17 protein-coding genes are annotated in these 17,082 nt (G+C 65.3%); 9 read left to right on the forward strand and 8 right to left on the reverse strand.

Features of this window, described 5'->3' with window-relative positions:
* The first annotated feature begins 15 nt into the window (after positions 1-15).
* Genes OOT43_RS01215 through OOT43_RS01235 form a run of 5 tightly spaced genes read left to right on the forward strand, consistent with a single transcriptional unit; the run spans position 16 to position 4,711 of the window.
* Complete coding sequence (locus OOT43_RS01215; RefSeq protein WP_266022828.1) at positions 16-1,425, forward strand: class II fumarate hydratase; 1,410 nt, start codon at positions 16-18, stop codon at positions 1,423-1,425.
* Positions 1,426-1,457: 32 nt separating this feature from the next.
* Positions 1,458-2,240: a succinate dehydrogenase iron-sulfur subunit gene (locus OOT43_RS01220; RefSeq protein ID WP_266022829.1), complete on the forward strand. Its 783-nt coding sequence runs from the start codon at positions 1,458-1,460 to the stop codon at positions 2,238-2,240.
* On the forward strand, positions 2,237-2,494 hold the full coding sequence (locus tag OOT43_RS01225; RefSeq protein WP_266022830.1) for an FAD assembly factor SdhE: 258 nt from the start codon (positions 2,237-2,239) through the stop codon (positions 2,492-2,494). The genes OOT43_RS01220 and OOT43_RS01225 overlap by 4 nt, the downstream gene beginning before the upstream one ends.
* Entirely contained in the window at positions 2,488-2,910 is a 423-nt protein-coding gene (locus tag OOT43_RS01230; protein ID WP_266022831.1) for a protein YgfX, read from the forward strand. The genes OOT43_RS01225 and OOT43_RS01230 overlap by 7 nt, the downstream gene beginning before the upstream one ends.
* Positions 2,911-2,920: 10 nt before the next feature.
* Positions 2,921-4,711: a VWA domain-containing protein gene (locus tag OOT43_RS01235; protein ID WP_266022832.1), complete on the forward strand. Its 1,791-nt coding sequence runs from the start codon at positions 2,921-2,923 to the stop codon at positions 4,709-4,711.
* 64 nt (positions 4,712-4,775) lie between these two features.
* Here OOT43_RS01235 and OOT43_RS01240 read toward each other — a convergent pair whose 3' ends face one another.
* On the reverse strand, positions 4,776-5,900 hold the full coding sequence (locus tag OOT43_RS01240; protein WP_266022833.1) for a PilT/PilU family type 4a pilus ATPase: 1,125 nt from the start codon (positions 5,898-5,900) through the stop codon (positions 4,776-4,778).
* Positions 5,901-5,914: 14 nt separating this feature from the next.
* Positions 5,915-6,949 (reverse strand): type IV pilus twitching motility protein PilT, encoded by a 1,035-nt coding sequence (locus OOT43_RS01245; RefSeq protein WP_266022834.1) that lies wholly within the window; start codon positions 6,947-6,949, stop codon positions 5,915-5,917.
* Positions 6,950-7,002: 53 nt separating this feature from the next.
* Between OOT43_RS01245 and OOT43_RS01250 the strand changes: the two genes are divergently transcribed.
* The 4 genes from OOT43_RS01250 to OOT43_RS01265 all read left to right on the forward strand — a co-directional run bounded on the left by OOT43_RS01250 (position 7,003) and on the right by OOT43_RS01265 (position 12,772).
* Positions 7,003-7,692, forward strand: a complete 690-nt coding sequence (locus OOT43_RS01250) for a YggS family pyridoxal phosphate-dependent enzyme (protein WP_266022835.1) — start codon at positions 7,003-7,005, stop codon at positions 7,690-7,692.
* A gap of 67 nt (positions 7,693-7,759) precedes the next feature.
* Positions 7,760-8,587, forward strand: coding sequence for a pyrroline-5-carboxylate reductase (gene proC, locus OOT43_RS01255; RefSeq protein ID WP_266022836.1), 828 nt, complete (start codon positions 7,760-7,762; stop codon positions 8,585-8,587).
* Positions 8,587-9,165 (forward strand): YggT family protein, encoded by a 579-nt coding sequence (locus OOT43_RS01260; RefSeq protein ID WP_266022837.1) that lies wholly within the window; start codon positions 8,587-8,589, stop codon positions 9,163-9,165. Before proC ends, OOT43_RS01260 begins: the two co-directional genes overlap by 1 nt.
* 136 nt (positions 9,166-9,301) lie before the next feature.
* On the forward strand, positions 9,302-12,772 hold the full coding sequence (locus OOT43_RS01265; RefSeq protein ID WP_266022838.1) for an EAL domain-containing protein: 3,471 nt from the start codon (positions 9,302-9,304) through the stop codon (positions 12,770-12,772).
* Here OOT43_RS01265 and trmB read toward each other — a convergent pair.
* The 6 genes from trmB to OOT43_RS01295 all read right to left on the reverse strand — a co-directional run bounded on the left by trmB (position 12,757) and on the right by OOT43_RS01295 (position 17,075).
* Entirely contained in the window at positions 12,757-13,449 is a 693-nt protein-coding gene (gene trmB / locus OOT43_RS01270; RefSeq protein WP_266022839.1) for a tRNA (guanosine(46)-N7)-methyltransferase TrmB, read from the reverse strand. The genes OOT43_RS01265 and trmB overlap by 16 nt on opposite strands.
* Positions 13,450-13,534: 85 nt before the next feature.
* Complete coding sequence (locus OOT43_RS01275; protein ID WP_266022840.1) at positions 13,535-13,750, reverse strand: DUF2905 domain-containing protein; 216 nt, start codon at positions 13,748-13,750, stop codon at positions 13,535-13,537.
* Positions 13,737-14,663 (reverse strand): vWA domain-containing protein, encoded by a 927-nt coding sequence (locus tag OOT43_RS01280; RefSeq protein WP_266022841.1) that lies wholly within the window; start codon positions 14,661-14,663, stop codon positions 13,737-13,739. Before OOT43_RS01280 ends, OOT43_RS01275 begins: the two co-directional genes overlap by 14 nt.
* A complete protein-coding gene (locus OOT43_RS01285) occupies positions 14,660-15,214 on the reverse strand; it encodes a YbbN family protein (RefSeq protein WP_266022842.1) in 555 nt (184 codons plus the stop codon). The genes OOT43_RS01280 and OOT43_RS01285 overlap by 4 nt, the downstream gene beginning before the upstream one ends.
* Positions 15,208-16,185, reverse strand: coding sequence for a vWA domain-containing protein (locus OOT43_RS01290; protein ID WP_266022843.1), 978 nt, complete (start codon positions 16,183-16,185; stop codon positions 15,208-15,210). The genes OOT43_RS01285 and OOT43_RS01290 overlap by 7 nt, the downstream gene beginning before the upstream one ends.
* Entirely contained in the window at positions 16,182-17,075 is an 894-nt protein-coding gene (locus OOT43_RS01295; RefSeq protein ID WP_266022844.1) for a hypothetical protein, read from the reverse strand. The genes OOT43_RS01290 and OOT43_RS01295 overlap by 4 nt, the downstream gene beginning before the upstream one ends.
* Between the last annotated feature and the right edge of the window lie 7 nt (positions 17,076-17,082).

Genomic DNA, 17,082 nt, shown 5'->3' on the forward strand with positions numbered 1-17,082 from the left:
AAGGGGAATCAGACCATGAGCCACAACGACTATCGCATCGAAAAAGACAGCATGGGCGAGCTGATGGTGCCGGCGGCTGCGCTCTACGCGGCCCAGACCCAGCGCGCCATCGACAATTTCCCGGTGAGCGGGCTGCGCTTGCCGCCGGCGTTCATCCGCGCCATCGCCCGGATCAAGCAGTGCGCCGCCAAGGTCAACGTGGCTCTGGGGCATCTGGAGGCCGCCAAGGGCGGGGCGATCGTCGCAGCGGCCGAAGACATCGTCGGTGGCGCCTACGCCGAACAGTTTCCGATCGACGTGTTCCAGACCGGCTCCGGCACCAGCACCAACATGAACGTCAACGAGGTGCTGGCGACGCTGGCTTCCCGGCGCTTGGGAACGCCGGTGAGCGCCAACGACGACGTCAACATGGGCCAGAGCAGCAACGACGTCATCCCCACGGCGATCCACGTCAGCGCCGCGCTGGCGCTCAACGAGCAGCTGATCCCGGCGCTCGAGCACCTGGCGGCGACGATCCGCTACAAGGGCGCGGCGCACCCGGACGCAGTCAAGACCGGGCGCACCCATTTGATGGACGCTATGCCGGTGCGGCTGGAGCAGGAGCTTTCCGGGTGGGCGCTGCAGATGGCCAACGGCGTCGACCGGCTGCGGGCGAGCCTGCCGCGGCTGTACAAGCTGGGGCAGGGCGGCACCGCGGTGGGCACCGGCATCAACGCCGATCCGGCCTTCGCATCCGGCTTCGCCGAGGCGCTGGCCGATGCCACCGGACTGCCGTTCCGGCCGAACGATTCGTTCTTCGAGAGCCTGAGCTGCCAGGACGCGGCGGTGGAACTGTCGGGCCAGCTCAAGACCATCGCCGTCGGGATCATGAAGATCGCCAACGACCTGCGCTGGATGAATTCCGGGCCCTTGGCCGGCCTGGGCGAGATCGAGCTGCCCGCGCTCCAGCCCGGCAGTTCCATCATGCCGGGCAAGGTCAATCCGGTGATCCCGGAAGCCGCCTGCATGGCGGCGGCGCAGGTGATCGGCAACGATGCCACCATCACGGTGGCCGGGCAGTCGGGTTCTTTCCAACTCAATGTGATGCTGCCGGTGATCGCCTACAATCTGCTCCAGAGCATCGAGCTGCTGGGCAACATCGCCCGCCTGCTGGCCGACAAGGCCATCGCCGATTTCCGGGTGCGCGAGGACAATCTGCAGCGCGCGCTGGCGGTCAATCCGATCCTGGTCACCGCTCTCAATCCGGTCATCGGCTACATGAAGGCCGCGGAAGTCGCCAAGACGGCCTACAGGACCGGCCGTCCGGTGCTGGAGGTGGCGATGGAGCTGACCGGCATGGCTCGCGAGGAACTGGAGCGTCTGCTGGACCCTGTGGCGCTGACCACCGGCGGCATCCACGGCACACCGACCGGCGGGGCGGGCTGATTCGATATCTCAACACCTTTGGGAGCGGCGCCATGGGCTTGTTCAATTTGCCCAAGAATTCGGTGGTCCAGCCGGGCAAGACTTATCCGGCGCCGGAAGGCGCGCGGCGGATCAAGGTCGTCCAGGTCTACCGCTGGGAACCGGATGCGGGCGGAAACCCGCGGCTCGACACCTACCCCATCGACCTGGACCGCTGCGGGCCGATGGTGCTGGATGCCCTGATCAAGATCAAGAACGAGATCGACAGTACCTTGGCGTTCCGCCGCTCCTGCCGCGAGGGCGTGTGCGGTTCCTGCGCCATGAACATCGACGGCTGCAACACGCTGGCCTGCACCAAGCCCCTGAGCGATTGCGGCGAACCGGTCAGGATCTATCCGCTGCCGCACCAGCCGGTCGTCAAGGATCTGGTACCGGACCTGACCCATTTCTACGCTCAGTATGCGTCGATCAAACCCTGGATCGCGGCTCAGACGCCGCCGCCCGCGGACTGCGAGCGCCTGCAGAGCAAGGCGGAGCGTTTCGAGCTGGACGGCCTGCACGAATGCATCCTGTGCGCATGCTGTTCCACCTCGTGCCCGAGCTACTGGTGGAACGGCGACCGCTTTCTGGGGCCGGCAGCTCTGCTGCAGGCCTACCGCTGGATCGCCGACAGCCGGGACGAAAACACCGGCGAGCGCCTGGATGCGCTGGAAGACCCCTTCAAGCTGTTCCGCTGCCACACCATCATGAACTGCACCCAGGCTTGCCCGAAAGGCCTCAATCCGGCGCGGGCGATCGCCGAGATCAAAAAACTGCTGGTCGAGCGTCAAAAATGAACGGACAGGGCCGGCTGCTGTGGCGTTGCCGCCGGGGAATGGCCGAACTGGATCGGATGCTCGCGCTTTATGTGGACGGCGGTTACCGGCATGCGGACGCCGCCGAGCGGGATGCATTCGAGCGTCTCCTGGACATGCAGGACACCGAACTCTGGCGTTGCCTGACCGGCCTCGCCGGTCTGGACGATCCGTCGCTGGCCGCCATGGCGGCCAAACTCCGCGCTCTCGCCACCGGTGAGCGTGCGGCATGCTGATCGTCGAACCCGCGCCCTCGCGTATTCATTCACTGGCCACGTGCGCCGTCGGCCTGCTGGCTTGCGCCGGCATCTGGACCGCGGGAATTCCGCTGCCGGCCAAGCTGGGTCTGATCATGGGCCTAGCTGGATACGCCGCTTTGCTTCGGAGTCGCCGAGGCTTCGGTGTGCGTTTCGACGGCACGGATGCCTGGCGCTTGATTTCATCCGGCGGAGAGACCTTCGCGGCGAAGCTGATGGCATCGAGTTTCGCTTCTTCGCTTTGCGTGGTGCTGCATTTCTCGACGGAGGGCGGCAGGGTCGCAGTCCCCGTGTTCAGGGACAGCGTCGACGCCGAAACCTACCGCCGCCTCCGCGTCCATCTGCGATGCGGCGCGATGTCGCAACAAAGCCGGAATACCGGCATTCTCCGTTGAAGCTGCGCCGATGAGCCGTCTCCGCATTTGCCGATCCCCCGCCGCCGCCTACCCGCTCCCGCACGCCGACCGGCCGGATGCGGCATTGCACGCACGGCTGTGCGAGGCGATGCGGCGTCATCTTTCCCCCGCCGCGGCGACCCTCCTGGCAGAGCCGGCGCCGAGCGGGGACGGAGCATGGATCGATTGGTACACCGGGCTGGCGGGCCAGCCCATTCCGCTGCGTTCTCTGTCCGGGGAAGCCTTACGGCGTGCGCGCAACCTGCTGGACGACCGTATCCAGGCCATGCAGGCGCTGGCGGAGCGGCTGGCTTCCGCCGATCCGAGCCTGGCCGAGGCGATGCGGCGGGCGGCGGATTTTCCCGATGAATCCGCGGTCTATGTGGTCGACGGCCAGCCGGTACTGACGTTCTGGGGCTACGGCGTCGCGACGCGGATCGAGCCTGCCGCTTCGCCTTCCGGTCGATCGTCGGCGAAGCTTTTCCGCCGGCTATGGCTGGCCATGGCCGGCCTGTTGCTGGCAGCCGGCCTGGGGTGGGCCGCGCTCCATCTCGACCTGTGGCGCTGGCCGCCTTGGGGGCCGGACTACGTGGCCATGCTCGCCGCCGAGCGGCAGGCCGGCGACGATTTGCGGCGCGCTCTGCTCGAACGCCAGTCCGAGCTGGCAAGGTCCCAGGGCCTATGCGCGCTTCAGGCCCAGCGCGATGCCTTGGCGCAGGAGGGGGCGCTGTTGTCGGGGAGACTGGAGGCACTGACGGCTGAATTGGCTCGAAACCTGGAAACATGCCGGGACAAGGCGGCGCTGGAAGCCATGGCGAAGGAGCACGACGCCCTGAGCACCCGGGTCAGCGGCTTGCGGAGCGAACTGGCGGCTCGGCTTGAAAAGTGCGGCAATGGCAAACTGAGCGGCGAACTGGCCGAGTCGGCGAGGCTGCGCACCAAGCTGACCGCTTTGAAAGCCAAACTCGCAGCCAAACTGAGCCGCTGCGGCAAGAAGCCGCCGCCCGAGAAGGCCGAGGCGACCGCGGCTCCCGGCGTTTCGCCCGTTCCGGAAGCATCGCCCAAGCCGGCCAAGGCGGCGGAGGGCCTGCCGCCCTGTCCCGGTGAACGTCCCCCCGAGGACGCGCCGGATGTCGCGATCGTGCTCGACGCTTCCGGCAGCATGCGCATCCCTTCCGTTCTCGACGGGAACAGCGCCCAGCTCATTGCCCGCTTCGAACGCTGCATGATGGACAGCGGGCTGCTCGCCCCCGTGGTCTGTGCGGATCTCATCGGCGCCTACGAGTCGATCACCCAGGCCGGCCGCGGCCCCACCCGCCTGATGGCCGCCCAGCGGGCGGTCAACAACGTGGTGAGCGGCCTGCCCGGCGACGTCGACGTCGGCCTGGTGGTACTGGAAGACTGCCCGCAGGCTTCCGACTACGGCATGTACGACAGTGCCCGCCGGGGCCAGCTCCTGCAGCGGGTCAACGGCCTGATTCCGCGCAAGGGCACGCCACTGGGCAACGGGATCGTGCAGGCCGCGAACAAGGTGGACGGCGTGAGGGCGCCGGCGGTCATGGTCGTCGTGTCGGACGGCAAGGACAGCTGCAACGCCAACCCCTGCTCCATCGCCGCGGCGGTCAAGGCGGCCAAGCCCAAACTCAAGATCAACGTGGTCGACATCGTCGGCGACGGCGCCGTGAGCTGCATTGCCCAAGCCACGGGTGGAGATGTGCTGACGCCGAAATCGGGCATGAGCCTGGACCAGATGGTCAGGCAGGCGGCAAAGGACGCCGAGAAGCCTGCGCACTGCAAGTAGCCGGATAGGCGGGAGCGGGTTTTAGCCCGCGACCATCCCCGGAATCGCGGGTTAAAGTTCATTTCTACTCGTCGTCCTCGACGATCCGGATTGAGTCGTCCTTGGGCGCGTATTTGTCGATGCTGCCTTCTTCGCTGAGCTTGATCATCAAGCGGACTTCGTTTTTGGAATCGGCGGAGTAGAGGGCATCCTCGTAGCCGATCCTGCCCGCCTTGAACAATTCGAACAGCGCCTGGTCGAAGGTCTGCATGCCCTGTTCGCGCGACTGTCTCATCACGTCCTTGAGCTTGTGGACCTCGCCCTGGCGGATCAGGTCCGAGACCAGAGGGGTATTGATGAGGATTTCCACCGCTGGATAGCGCCCCTTGCCGTCGGCGCGCTTGACGAGCTGCTGGGCGACGATGGCGCGCAGGTTCAGCGACAGGTCCATGAACAGCTGCGGATGCATGTCTTCCGGGAAGAAATGGAGGATGCGATCCAGCGCCTGGTTGGCGTTGTTGGCGTGCAGGGTGCTCAGGCAGAGGTGGCCGGTTTCGGCGAAGGTGATGGCCTGCTGCATGGTCTCGCGGGTGCGGATCTCGCCGATGAGGATTACGTCCGGCGCCTGCCGCAGGGTGTTCTTCAGCGCGACTTCGTAGGATTCGGTGTCGATGCCGACTTCGCGCTGGGTGACGATGCAGCCCGCGTGCGGGTGTACGAACTCCAGGGGATCCTCGATGGTGATGATGTGGCCGCTGGAGTGCTCGTTGCGGTACTTGAGCATCGCCGCCAGCGAAGTGGACTTGCCGGTGCCGGTCGCGCCCACGAACAGGATCAGGCCGCGCTTGGTCATGACCAGGTCGTTGAGGATGGGTGGCAGGTTGAGCTGTTCCACGGTGGGAATCTCGGTTTCGATCCGGCGCAGCACCATGCCGGGACTGTTGCGCTGGATGAAGGCGCTGACCCGGAACCTGCCAAGCCCGGTCGCGGACAGTGCGAAGTTGCATTCGTTGGTGTTTTCGAACTCGTCGCGCTGGCGCTGGTTCATGATGCCGAGTACGAGTTGACGCACCTGTTCGGCGCTCAGCTTGGTGCTGGACAGCGGCACGATGGCGCCGTCGACCTTCATGCAGGGCTCCTTGGCCGCGGTGATGAAGAGATCGGACGCTTTCTTCAGTACCATCAGCTTGAGCAGCGATTCGAATTCCATCGTGGGGCTCCGGGCTAGAACGCGGCTTTATTGACGGCGATTTGACGGGCGACCTGGCGGGTCACGACCCCTTTTTCCACCAGTTCCTGCAGGTGCTGGTCCAGGGTCTGCATGCCGTCCTTGCGGCCGGTTTGGATCGCCGAATACATCTGGGCGACCTTGGCCTCCCGGATCAGGTTGCGGATGGCCGGGGTGCCGACCATGATCTCCCAGGCCGCGGTCCGGCCGCCGCCGGCTTTCTTGATGAGCGCCTGCGAGATCACCGCCTGCAGCGATTCCGAGAGCATGGAGCGGATCATCTCCTTTTCCGCGGCGGGGAATACGTCGACGATACGATCGATGGTCTTGGCGGCGGAACTGGTATGCAGGGTGCCGAACACCAGGTGGCCGGTTTCGGCCGCGGTGAGCGCCAAACGGATGGTTTCGAGGTCGCGCATTTCACCCACCAGGATCACGTCCGGGTCTTCGCGCAGCGCCGAGCGCAGGGCTTCGTTGAACCCCAAGGTGTTGCGGTGCACCTCGCGCTGGTTGATCAGGCATTTCTTGCTCTGGTGCACGAATTCGATCGGATCTTCGATGGTCAGGATATGGGAGTAGTCGTTGGAGTTGATGTAATCGATCATGGCCGCGAGCGTGGTGGACTTGCCCGAACCGGTGGGACCGGTGACCACGATCAATCCGCGCGGCTGGCGGGTGACGTCCTGGAAGAATTTCGGGCAGCCCAGTTCCTCTAGTGTGAGGACCTTCGAGGGGATGGTCCGGAACACCGCCGCTGCGCCCCGGTCCTGGTTGAACGCGTTGACGCGGAAACGCGCGACGCCGGGCAGTTCGAACGAGAAATCGGTTTCCAGGAATTCCTCGAAATCGCGCCGCTGCTTGTCGTTCATGATGTCGTAGACCAGGGCGTGGACTTCCTTGTGCTCCAGCGGCGGCACGTTGATGCGCCGGATATCGCCGTCGACCCGGATCATCGGGGGCAGTCCGGACGATAGATGCAGGTCGGAGGATCTGTTTTTGACCGAGAAGGCGAGCAGTTCGGCGATATCCATCGGGCGCAGTCGGGTAAAATTCGGAACGAAAAGTATAGCCAACGGTGTGTGCGATGCTGGAACTCGAGGCAAATTTACAGGCGGTGCGGCGGAGAATTCGGGCGGCGGAGTTGGCGTGCGGCCGTCCAGAAGGCTCGGTGCGGTTGCTGGCCGTCTCGAAAACCCAGCCCGCAGCGGTGTTGCGTACGGCCCATGGATTGGGCCAGCGGGAGTTCGGCGAAAATTATCTGCAGGAGGCCATGGAGAAACAGGACGCCCTTGCCGACCTCGACATCCTCTGGCACTTCATCGGTCCGATCCAGTCGAACAAGACCCGGCCCATCGCCGAGCGCTTCGCCTGGGTGCACGGTATCGACCGCCTGAAAATCGCCCAGCGCCTCAGCGACCAGCGCCCGGAAGACATGATGCCATTGAATGTCTGCATCCAGGTCAACATCGGCGGGGAGTCGACCAAGGCCGGGGTGGCGCCGGCCGGTCTGGCCGGGCTGGCGCATGCGGTCGCCGCCTTGCCGCGGCTGCGCCTTCGGGGTCTGATGGCGATTCCGGCGCCGACCGCCGAAGCCGGGGAGCAGCTTGCCGCTTTCCGTCGCCTGCGGGAGCTGCTGAATGGACTGGACATGCCGGAACTCGATACGCTGTCCATGGGCATGTCCGATGACCTCGAGGCGGCGGTGGCGGAAGGGGCGACCCTCGTGCGCATCGGCACCGCGATTTTCGGCCGGCGCCCGCGCACCGGGATCTGACGACGGATTCCGAAGTGCTTGCGATAAACTATGACATTGCATGTTTCTCAGTGGAGAGGGCAGGAAAATGAAGCACAAGACACTTGGGTTCATCGGGGCCGGCAACATGGCCTCGAGCCTGGTGGGAGGCCTGGTGGCCGATGGTTACCCGGCCCGTGACATCTGGGTATCGGATGTGGATGAAGCCAAGCTGGATGCGCTTTCGCTGAAATTCGGCGTGAACGTGAGCGGAGACAACCGGCGGGTGGCCGGGCTGGCGGAAATCCTGGTCCTGGCTGTGAAGCCGCAGATCCTGCGGGGAGTGGCGGAAGGCGTGGCGGACCTCGTTGCGGAAACCCGGCCGCTGGTGCTGTCGGTCGTGGCCGGCGTCGGCGAGTCCGCCATCGACCGCTGGCTGGGCGGCGGCCAAGCGATCGTCCGCTGCATGCCGAACACCCCGGCGCTGGTCAAGAGTTCCGCGACCGCTCTGCATGCGAACGGCAAGACGACCTCGGCCGAGCGCAGCGAGGCCGAGAGCATCCTACGTGCCGTCGGCGTGACCGTCTGGGTCGAGCGGGAGGAGGCGCTGGACGCCGTCACGGCGATTTCCGGCAGCGGACCGGCCTACTTCTTCCTGCTGATGGAAGCGATGGAAAATGCCGCCGCGGACCTGGGTCTCGATCCGGCGATCGCACGCCTTCTGGTACAGCAGACCGCGCTCGGGGCCGCCCGCATCGCCATCGAGTCCGAAGAAGGTCCTTCTCAGCTGCGGCAGCGGGTCACCTCCCCCAAGGGGACGACTGAGCAGGCCATCGGCGTGTTCGAGGAACGAGGGCTGCGTGAAATCGTGAAAGAAGCCGTATCGGCCGCTCATGCGCGAGCGATCGAGCTGGCGCGGGACCTGGGAGAGGAGTGATGGACTTGGGCTATCTGGTCAATCCGGCGGTGTTCTTGGTGGAAACGCTGTTCGGCCTGTACATACTCGCCGTGGTCCTGCGGTTCCTGCTGCAATGGACCGGTGCGGACTATTACAACCCCATATCGCAATTTCTGGTCAAGGTCACTCATCCGCCGCTCAGGTTGCTGCGGCGCTTTATTCCGGCACTCGGCAGGGTCGACACCGCTGCGCTGGTCCTGATGCTGGCGCTGCAGATGCTGGCTAGCTATCTGGTGTTTCTGCTTCAGGGCACCGTCGCTGTTTCGGTTGCTGCCCTGGCGGTTTGGTCGGTTCACGATCTGCTCGATCTCGTATTCAACATCTTTTTCTTCTGCATCATCGCCCGCGCCCTGCTGAGCTGGTTCGGTCGGATGCCCTACAATCCGGCCGCCTCCCTTCTCACCGGTTTGACCGAGCCGCTGCTGCGCCGCTGCCGCCGCCTGCTGCCGCCGGCCGGCGGGCTCGATCTTTCCCCGCTCGTGCCGCTGATCGGCATCCAGTTGGCCAGGATGCTGATTCTGCCGCCGCTGCAACAACTCGCGGCCTTTTTGAACTAATGCGGCATCGGTCGGTCACACTTCCTCGATAGATGGTGGCGCCTCTTCTCGTGAAGAGGCTGGTGGAAAACACGGGTGTCAGCAGGCTCGCGCCGGGACAGGGCGCGGGATGTGGGCCTCGGCATGGCGGCAGCAAATGGGCTACCTGACTTTCTGTTCGAGTGTTGCTTTCGTTTTACCCGTGCTGGCCTGCGCGGTCCTGTGCAGAGACAGGCCGTGGATCTGGCTGCTGGGCTCCGGCGCGTTTTTCGGGACTTGGCTATGGCTGGGGCCGCTTCAGGCGGGATTTGGCGATTCGGCGCCGGTTTCGGGCGTTTCTCCGGCCGTCATGGCGGCCGCCCTCTCGGCGGTGCTGCTGGTGCCAGGCATCGTCGCCAGCCGCCAGCGGCTCCGTGAAGCCGCGGCGCGCACGGCGCACAGTGAGCGGCGCTACCGTATCGTCGCCGACTTCACTTACGACTGGGAATACTGGCAGGCGCCGGATGGCGGGCTTCGATATGTATCGCCCTCCTGCGAAAGAATCACCGGCTATACCGTCGAGGCCCTGTCCCGGGACCCTGGATTGCTGGAGCGTATGGTGCATCCGGACGACCGGGCGCTGATGGCCGGCCATCTCATGGAGTTCGCCGGCCGGCCGTCCGAGATGGAATCTGACTTCCGCATCGTCCGCTCCGATGGCGAGATACGCTGGATCGGCCATGTCTGCAGGCCGGTTTACGGCGAACACGGCGAATATCTGGGGCGGCGGGTCAGCAACCGCGACATCACGCCCCGCAAGCAGGCCGAGGAGGCACTGCGGCGGAGCGCCTTCCATCTGCGCGAGGCGCAGCGGGTGGCGAATCTCGGCAGTTGGGAACTCGATCTGGCCGAAGGCCGGCTGGCGTGGTCGGATCAGGTCTACCGGATTTTCGAGATCGATCCCGAACAGTTTGGGGCGTCCTACGAGGCGTTTCTCGCCCTCGTGCATCCCGACGACCGGGAAGCGGTCGACGAGGCATACCGCCGCTCGGTCGCCGAAAGGCTGCCTTACGAAATCGTTCACCGTCTGCTCATGCCGGACGGACGGCTCAAGTATGTCTGCGAGCGCTGCGAAACCTTCTACGGCGACGACGGCCGGCCCCTGCGATCAGTGGGGACAGTGCAGGACATCAGCGAGCAGCGTAGGCTGGAGGACGGCAGCCGCCTGCTGGCGGCCATCGTGGAAGCCAGCGACGATGCGATCATCGGCGCCAGCCTCGAGGGGATCGTCATCAGCTGGAATCGGGCGGCGGAACGGATTTACGGTTATTCCGCTGGCGAGATCGTCGGCCAGCCGGTGATTCGCCTATGTCCTACCGACCGGCGGGAAGAAGCCCGGAACCTCCTCACCCGCGTCGGCCAAGGGGAGCATTTCGTCCAGTTCGAGACGGTCCGGCGGAGGCGAGACGGAACGGACGTTCCGGTTTCCCAGACGGTGTTTCCGTTCCACGACTCCGCGGGACGGACGGCCGGCGTCGCCGCAATTTCCCGCGACATCACCGAGCGCAGGCGCGTCGAAAGGGAAAACAAGGAGCGGTTCGACCTCGCCGAGGCGGTGTTCAATCACAACGTGGGATGCCTCGCCATTCTCGACCGCGATTTCAATTTCGTCAGGGTCAATCCCGCCTATGCCCGTGCGTGCCGCCGGGAAGTTTCCGAATTCACGGGCCGCAATCATTTCGAGCTCTACCCTTCGGAGGCGCGTTCGATCTTCGACGAAGTCGTTCGCAGCGGACTTCCCTACGAAACGTTTGCGCGGCCGTTCGTATTTCCCGATCAGCCGGAGCGGGGGACGACCTACTGGGACTGGAGTCTGGTGCCCATCCTGGATGGGGAGGGAAGGGTGGAGTATCTGGTCCTGTCGCTGTACGAGGTGACTGAACGCGAGCGAGCCGAAGAGCAACTGCGCCTGGCAGGGGTGGCATTCAGCCATACCCGAGACGCCGTCATGATTACCGATGCCCAGGGGACGATCGTTTCGGTCAATCAGGCTTTCGAGAGCATCACCGGCTACCCGTCCGGGGCGGCGCTTGGGAGGAATCCGCGATTGCTGAACTCGGGACAGAACGATGCCGACTTCTACGCCCAGTTCTGGCACACGCTGCAAACCGAAGGCTACTGGAGCGGAGAAATCTGGAACCGGCACCGCGATGGCCATGTTTTTCCGGAATGGCAGTCGATATCGGCAGTCAAGGGAGCCGATGGGCAGACGACGCACTACGTCAGCATTTTTACCGACATCACCGAGTTCAAGCAGGCCGAAGCGCAGATCCGCTACCTTTCCTACCACGACGACCTGACCGGTCTGCCGAACCGGGCTTTCTTCCAGGTACGGCTGGATCAGCTCATCGAGGCGGCGGAACGGGACCGGAGCCGGATCGCCTTGCTGGTGCTCGATCTGGATCATTTCAAGACCATCAACGATTCGCTCGGGCACAGCGTGGGCGACCAACTGCTGCAGCAGGTGGCGGACCGGCTGAAGGCCAATGCCGACCTGGGCGACACCGTGGCGCGCCAGGGCGGGGACGAATTCATCATCGCGCTGGCGAGCTGCGATGCGACGCGAGCGGCACATGTCGCGGACGACATCATGTCGTCCGTCGCAGAACCTTATGCCGTCGGCGGCCAGACACTCGTCGTAACGCCGAGCCTCGGCATCAGTCTCTATCCCCACGACGCCGCCGATGCGGAGAGTCTGATCAAGAGTGCGGACGTCGCCATGTACCATGCGAAATCTCTGGGCCGCAACAGCTACCAATTCTTCTCGGCAGAGATGAGCGCCGTCGCCGCCGAGCGGCTTGCCCTGGAAAACGCATTGCATCAAGCCGTGTCGAACGGGGAGTTCCTGCTTTACTATCAGCCGCAGATCGAGGTGTCTTCCCGCCGGCTGGTCGGCCTGGAAGCGCTGATCCGCTGGCGGCATCCGGAGATGGGCTGGGTGCCGCCGCTGCGTTTCATCCCGGTGGCTGAAGAAACCGGTTTCATCAATCAGATCGGCCGGTGGGTGCTGGAGGAAGCCTGCCGCCAGCAGCGCGCCTGGCAGGCTGACGGGCTCAGCATCGTCCCCATCGCGGTCAACCTGTCTGCGCTGCAGTTGCAGAAAGGCGATTTCGCGGAGCAGCTCGATGCGCTGATGTCGCCCACCGGGCTCGATCCCGCTTTTCTCGAACTGGAGCTGACCGAGACCGCGGTCATGCGCGATGCCGGGCGGATGGCTGAAATGTTGCAGAAACTCAGGGAGCGGGGCATACGGTTTGCTATCGACGACTTCGGGACCGGTTACAGCTCGCTCGGACGCTTGCGCCGTTTCCCCGTCGACAAGCTGAAAATCGACCAGTCCTTCATTCGTGACGTGACCGGTACGGAGGACAACGCCACGATTACGCGCGCCATTATCGCGTTGGCCAAGCAACTGCGTCTGAAGGTTCTCGCCGAAGGTGTGGAGACGGCGGAGCAGTTCGAATTTCTTGAGGAGGCGGGGTGCGACGAGGTGCAAGGGTATTATTTCAGCCGGCCGGTGCCGGCGGCCGAGGTCGTACGATGGCTGTCGGGGGACGGGATCGCGGGCGAAATTCAGGATCGTAGATAAACCAGATCCCACACCCCGTGGCCCAGCCGCTGGCCGCGGCTTTCGAACTTGGTCAGCGAGCGGTACGGCGGCCGTTCGCTGAAGCGTGCGTCCGGCGCCCGGTTTGCCAGCAGCTCGCAGCCGTTCAACACCTCCAGCATCTGCATCGCATAGTTTTCCCAGTCGGTGGCGGCATGAAACACGCCCCCCGGCGCCAGCCGGGAGGCGGCCAGCCGGGCGAATTCCGGCGAGATCAGGCGGCGCTTGTGGTGACGCTTCTTGTGCCAGGGATCGGGAAAGAACACCAGGATGCGCGCCAGGCTGGCTTCCGGAATGCGTTTCTCAAGCAATTCGACGGCATCGGTCCGGAACACCCGGACGTTCTCCAGCCTGCGCCGGTCCAGCTCGATCAGGAGATGGCCGACGCCGGGCGGATGGACTTCGGCGCCGATGAAATCCTCCTCGGGCAGGCTCTCGGCCATCGCCGCCAGACTGTCGCCGTTGCCGAAGCCGATTTCCAGGGTGAGCGGACCCTTGCGGCCGAATACCGCGACTGGGTCGAACGGTGCGTTCGGGTCCAGGCCGTAGCGTGGCCAGAGATTGTCCAGGGCGCTTTTTTGCGAATCGGTGATGCGGCCTTGCCGGAGCACGAAGCTGCGGATGCGGCGGGGCGGGGTAAGGTTCTCGGGTTCGGTCATGGTTATAAGGGTGGTAACAATGTAGGAGTGGGCTTCGGTCCGCGATTGTTTGCGGACTGAAAGCCGCCCTCACAGGTTTGCTTGCTCAGCGCCGGAAAAACAGATTCAGTATCAGGCTGATGACGATGCTGATCACGATCATGGAAGCGATGGGAATGAAGACGGTGCGGTTTTCGTCGCCCAGCCTGATGTCTCCCGGCAGCCGTCCGAACCAGCCGAACAGGCCGGGCGCGAAATGCAGCAGCGCGCCCAGGGCAGCGACGCCGAGCCCGATGACGATCAGCAGCTTAGCCGGAGACATGGCGAGCCTTCAAGTTCGGGACGATATGGGGCCAGAGTACCAGCACCCAGGCTCCGAGGGCGAGTATCCAGCCGATGCCGGTGGGCACCCGGCGCAGCTCGCCGAGTCCGGGATCGCGCAGGGCCCGGCTCAGGGTTTCCGGCGCATCGAGCCGCAGATAGCCCAACCCGGCCGTGTTGGCGAATTCCTTCAGCTCCGCTTCGTGCAGCCAGGACAAATACAGGCTGCCGTCGTTCTTGCGCCGGTGGGTGGAGTCGGTGGACGCGTCAAGGTAAGCGGTGGTCGTCACCGGCGCCAGGATGTCGGCTTTTTCCCAGAACCCCAGCGGGCGGTTTTCGCGGTCCAGCCTGGGCACCGGCACCGGTTTGACGTCGCCGGTGCCGACGATGAGCCCTTGGACTTCGCCCGGCTTGACTTGGAGCTCCGGCCGGACCGGATCGTCCGGCGTCTGCTGGCCGTCGCTGAGGAACACCAGCCGGAGGCCGGGCCCGCGCTTCTTCACGATGCGCAGCGCAGCGTTAAGCCCCTGGGCGATGTAGCTGTCGGCGGCCCAGGCCGTACGCCAGTCGATGTGCTCCAGCACGTCCTCGATCACGCCGGCATGGCGGCAGACTTCCAGCGGCTCGAACAGCAGTTCCACGTTCTGGGTGGTGAACAGCCCCAGCCCGGCTTCGGAACCGCAAGGCAGGTCGGCGATGGCGCGGCGCATCGCGGCTTTGGCGAAGCCGAGCCGATCGGCGGGCAGGCCTTCGAGGTGGTAGTCGCGGGTGTTCATGCTCTGGGTGATGTCGAGCACGAACAGGTAGCGGAACACCGGCTGTTCCAGCGGGATGCGCGGATCGGCCCAGGCCAGCAGGGCGAGCAGCGCGGCCATCGCCAGCCCCGCGAAGGGCCGGCCGAACCGCGGTTTCACGGTCCGCCTCCGGGGATGCCGGGCAGGGTGGAGAACACGGAGGACTTGGTGCCCTGCCAGTTGGCCTTCTCCTTTTCCTTGGGCGGCGGGGTGATGCGGAAGGCGTATTCCAGATTGAAGCGGGCGTCCTGGTCGTCCGGGTTCAGCCGCAGCGCTTCCTTCAGATTCTCCTTGGCCATCTCCACCAGGGCATGGACGCGAGCGTATTCCAGCACGCCGCGGGCATTCCACAGGCTGGCCGCCTCGCGCAGATAGATCGTGCCCATGTTGTAGTGGACACGTTGCCGGAATGCCGGGACCGGGTCGTTCTGGATCGTGTGATAGAGCCTCAGCGCCTCTTGGTAGTCGCCCTCCCGGTCCAGTGCCTGGGCCTTGGCGAAGACCACTTCCGGTGCCGTGTCCTCGTCCAGAGTCACGTCCCGTGGATCGTGGATGGCTGCGTTTTCCCGCGCCAGGACGATCAGGCGATAACCGGAGCCGGCGGCGACCGCCAGGCCGAGCAGAAGGAGTCCGGAGGCGAGGGCCTCGCGGAGCTTGACTCCGGTTACCATGCGCGCACCTCCAGGGATTTGGCCGCGAGCAGGGGCAAGAGCAGAACCGCGGCGCAGCCGTAAAAGAAACGGGACCAATCCTGTTTGGGGATTCTTTCGAGGTAGCGCAAGGGCTGGTTGGCCAGGCGTTCGACGTCGGCGATGGCGTCTTCCACCGCCTGTGGATTTTCCGCTTCGTAGGCCGTGTAAGGTACCCCCAGGCTCTGGAAATACCGGTGCAGCAGGTATTCGGACGAGGCGTTTTCGCTGGTCTCCGTCGGTGCCCGCTCCAGCGGCGCGCTGTTCTTGCTTCGCAGGTAAATCCAGTGCAGCCGCGCCTGGCCGTCCTGGAACCACTGCCGGATCAGGTCCTGGGACTCGTCCTCGATGCGGGTGGCGCCGTCGGAGACCAGCAGGATGATGCGGGCGCCGGTCACCGGTTTGCCGTTGAAGAAATCCAGCGCCATGGCGAGGCCGGGCGCGATGTTGGTGATGCCGTGGCCGCGGTCGCCGATGCTGTCGATGGCGGCCCGCACCGCCTCGCGGTCCTGGGTCAGCGGCATCACGTAGCGCGGCGCGGCGCTGAAGCCGACCACGGCGAACAGGTCGTCGCTGCGCCGCTGCACGAAATCCGACAGCAGCCGGCGGGCGACGGCGTTCTTGGATTCGCCGGCGGCGCCGCCGAGATACCGTCCCGAGAAGTTTTCGTTCATGCTGCTGCTGCGGTCCATGAGCAGGACGATGTGGGCCCCGGTGCCGAGCCGTTCTTCCCACTGCTCGAGCGCATAAGGGCCAGCGATGCCCGCAGCGAGCGCCAGCAGCGCCAGCGAAGCCAGGGCGCGCAGTCCGCGGTCGATGGCGGCGGAGAGCCGGTCCTCCGGAATCATGGCAGCGCTGGAATAGTCCACGGCGGGCTGGCCGGGGCGCAGCCAGGGCAGGAAAGCGCCCACACCGAGCAGCAGCCACCAGGGGGAGGCGAACCCGAAGCTCATGACGTCCGCCTCTCCAGCCGCCGGGCCTGGCGCGCGAGTTTCAGGCAAAGCGCGTAGGCTTCGCCATCGGAGCCGTCCTCGAAGAACAGCCGGCGCGACGAGGCGAAGAATTCGACCAGCGTCCCGCGGAGGCGGCCGAATTCCGGGTGGCGGTCGAGGAAGGCCTCCAGGCCGCTGGCGAATACCGCCTCTCCGGCGGTCTCGTTCAGCGCCCGGTGCAGGACGAGGCAGGCGGCCCGGCCCGGCGAAGGCTGATTCGCCAGCCGCTGCAATTCGCGGCTGGCGCGCCGGAACGGCAAAGGGCCGGCGAACGGCGGCAAGAGCCCGCGCATCCACATCAGGTAGACGAGCCCAGCGCCGAACGCGCCTAGGCCGAGAGCCAGCCATTGCGGGTACGGTGAATAAGTCCGAGGTTCGGCCGGGCGGAGGGCACGGATGGCTACCTTTTCGTCGGGAATGCCGGGCGGGATCAGCGGCATGACGCTGACCGGCAGCGCCGGCGCCTCGACGTCCGGCGAGCCGCCGTCGCCTTCGAAACGCAGCCGCAGCGGCGGGAGTTCGGCGGTTTCCGGGCCGCGCACGCCGTAGAAGACCTGGTAGGTGATGCGGACTCGGGTCTGTTCATCGGTTGAAGCGGTTTCCACCGTGCGGATTTCCGCCCATTCATTGATCGCGCCGGGAGCGGGGAGGGACGCCGGATCGATGTGGACGCCGGCACCGGTGGACACGACGACGTCGCGCACGATCGGGTCGCCCATCGTGTGGGTGGCGGCGTGATCGTCCTGGCTCTCGAACTTGGCCGGTGCGGCCCCGTCGTTGGCGTTCATCAGCAGCGCGAAGACCACAACGACGGCTAGCATGATGGCGAGCGGTAGGGTGAACTTGCGCATGATGCCG

The organism is Methylococcus mesophilus (assembly GCF_026247885.1).
Taxonomy (GTDB): domain Bacteria; phylum Pseudomonadota; class Gammaproteobacteria; order Methylococcales; family Methylococcaceae; genus Methylococcus; species Methylococcus mesophilus.

Coding starts and splice junctions, on each gene's coding strand:
- OOT43_RS01265 (WP_266022838.1), top strand. CDS start 9,302: ATGGGCTACCTGACTTTCTGTTCGAGTGTTGCTTTCGTTTTACCCGTG.
- OOT43_RS01250 (WP_266022835.1), top strand. CDS start 7,003: ATGCTGGAACTCGAGGCAAATTTACAGGCGGTGCGGCGGAGAATTCGG.
- OOT43_RS01260 (WP_266022837.1), top strand. CDS start 8,587: ATGGACTTGGGCTATCTGGTCAATCCGGCGGTGTTCTTGGTGGAAACG.
- OOT43_RS01240 (WP_266022833.1), bottom strand. CDS start 5,900: ATGGAATTCGAATCGCTGCTCAAGCTGATGGTACTGAAGAAAGCGTCC.
- OOT43_RS01295 (WP_266022844.1), bottom strand. CDS start 17,075: ATGCGCAAGTTCACCCTACCGCTCGCCATCATGCTAGCCGTCGTTGTG.
- OOT43_RS01220 (WP_266022829.1), top strand. CDS start 1,458: ATGGGCTTGTTCAATTTGCCCAAGAATTCGGTGGTCCAGCCGGGCAAG.
- OOT43_RS01285 (WP_266022842.1), bottom strand. CDS start 15,214: ATGGTAACCGGAGTCAAGCTCCGCGAGGCCCTCGCCTCCGGACTCCTT.
- OOT43_RS01245 (WP_266022834.1), bottom strand. CDS start 6,949: ATGGATATCGCCGAACTGCTCGCCTTCTCGGTCAAAAACAGATCCTCC.
- OOT43_RS01215 (WP_266022828.1), top strand. CDS start 16: ATGAGCCACAACGACTATCGCATCGAAAAAGACAGCATGGGCGAGCTG.
- OOT43_RS01235 (WP_266022832.1), top strand. CDS start 2,921: ATGAGCCGTCTCCGCATTTGCCGATCCCCCGCCGCCGCCTACCCGCTC.
- OOT43_RS01230 (WP_266022831.1), top strand. CDS start 2,488: ATGCTGATCGTCGAACCCGCGCCCTCGCGTATTCATTCACTGGCCACG.
- trmB (WP_266022839.1), bottom strand. CDS start 13,449: ATGACCGAACCCGAGAACCTTACCCCGCCCCGCCGCATCCGCAGCTTC.
- proC (WP_266022836.1), top strand. CDS start 7,760: ATGAAGCACAAGACACTTGGGTTCATCGGGGCCGGCAACATGGCCTCG.
- OOT43_RS01225 (WP_266022830.1), top strand. CDS start 2,237: ATGAACGGACAGGGCCGGCTGCTGTGGCGTTGCCGCCGGGGAATGGCC.
- OOT43_RS01290 (WP_266022843.1), bottom strand. CDS start 16,185: ATGAGCTTCGGGTTCGCCTCCCCCTGGTGGCTGCTGCTCGGTGTGGGC.
- OOT43_RS01275 (WP_266022840.1), bottom strand. CDS start 13,750: ATGTCTCCGGCTAAGCTGCTGATCGTCATCGGGCTCGGCGTCGCTGCC.